The sequence below is a fragment of the Algibacter sp. L4_22 genome, assembly GCF_023473045.1.
GTDB lineage: Bacteria > Bacteroidota > Bacteroidia > Flavobacteriales > Flavobacteriaceae > Algibacter.
Genome location: NZ_JAMCOK010000046.1, coordinates 1 through 1,072, shown reverse-complemented (window position 1 = coordinate 1,072; position 1,072 = coordinate 1). Strand labels below are relative to the sequence as shown.

Annotated in this window: 2 protein-coding genes; one reads left to right on the top strand and one right to left on the bottom strand. The window is 28.4% G+C overall.

The features are described from left to right. The coding region (locus tag M4I23_RS19520; protein ID WP_249754501.1) for an IS3 family transposase at positions 1–120 on the top strand (120 nt) is incomplete at its 5' end. Between the two features lie 104 nt (positions 121–224). On the opposite strand, the gene M4I23_RS19515 is transcribed toward M4I23_RS19520, so the two are convergent. After that, positions 225–956: a hypothetical protein gene (locus M4I23_RS19515; protein WP_249755530.1), complete on the bottom strand. Its 732-nt coding sequence runs from the start codon at positions 954–956 to the stop codon at positions 225–227. Between the last annotated feature and the right edge of the window lie 116 nt (positions 957–1,072).

The window sequence follows — 1,072 nt, the reverse complement described above, 5'->3', positions numbered from 1 at the left end:
ATATCTCAGTTAAAAAAAGAGATTAAAGTCTATATAAAATATTATAATAATGAGAGAATTAAACAAAATTTAAATGGTATGAGCCCGATTGAATATCGAGCTAATTATTATCAAAATTAATTATAAATTTGTCTAAACATTTGGGTGCACTTCAAAATCCGCGAGGATTTTCGTAAGTAAGCCAGAACTAGCCATTAATTATACACGGTGTTGGGCACAGGCTTTTATTTTTCTTTTAATTTCAATTCCCAAAATTCCGCTTTTACTATGTCTTTTTGACAACCTTTTCCTTCTCTATAATATTCCGAAAGTATTTTCATTGCATTTACATTTCTCCTATCGGCTTCTTTTTTATAATAATTAAAGTTTTCAAAATAATTTTTAAGTCTCAATTTTTCTATAAAGTCATTATCTGCATCTATACCGAAATACTCAATTACGTCAACTAAATAACCACGAATAAAAGGAGTCGGTTTAAAATAATATAACTCTATTTTTTCAAATATAGATTTTACTTGTTCATAATATAAAACAGCTAAATCAGGACGCTTCAAATCATAAGATTTTTGGATTAATCCACCTCTCGATTTTGTTGCGTTATTCCCTATTATTTGAGTTAAAATAAGTGGGAGTTGTTCCCGATTTACTCGGTTATTAATTTCTTGTGTTAATTCAACTAATTTTTCTAAATAAAATTCTTTTCTCTCAATAAGACTAACCAAACTAGAGTAGAAAACACCAATATGTTTTGTTTCAATTTTATGAAAATTGGAAATCTTTTTTTCAAATTCCTCTTTAATCCATTCAGATTCAATACTTGGGTCAATATCGAGTTTTTTATATTCTTCATTCCTTTGCGGATTTTCACGCATCATATGGAAACGACTACAACCCATTAACTTAAAATAGCTTTCAGCTTGGTCTATATTTTCTATTGATTCTTCAGTATTCGTCATTTCTCAATCTCTATTCGGTATGTTTTTCAGCTTGTGCCCAACGTCAGGTATATAGACATTAAGGGTTTATCAATATAAATATCCTTCAGATTTATATTGAAGCTAATTTAGGAAAT

Bases quoted from the DNA above. Each gene is read 5' to 3' on its own strand.
- M4I23_RS19515 (WP_249755530.1), bottom strand. From the start codon at position 956: ATGACGAATACTGAAGAATCAATAGAAAATATAGACCAAGCTGAAAGC.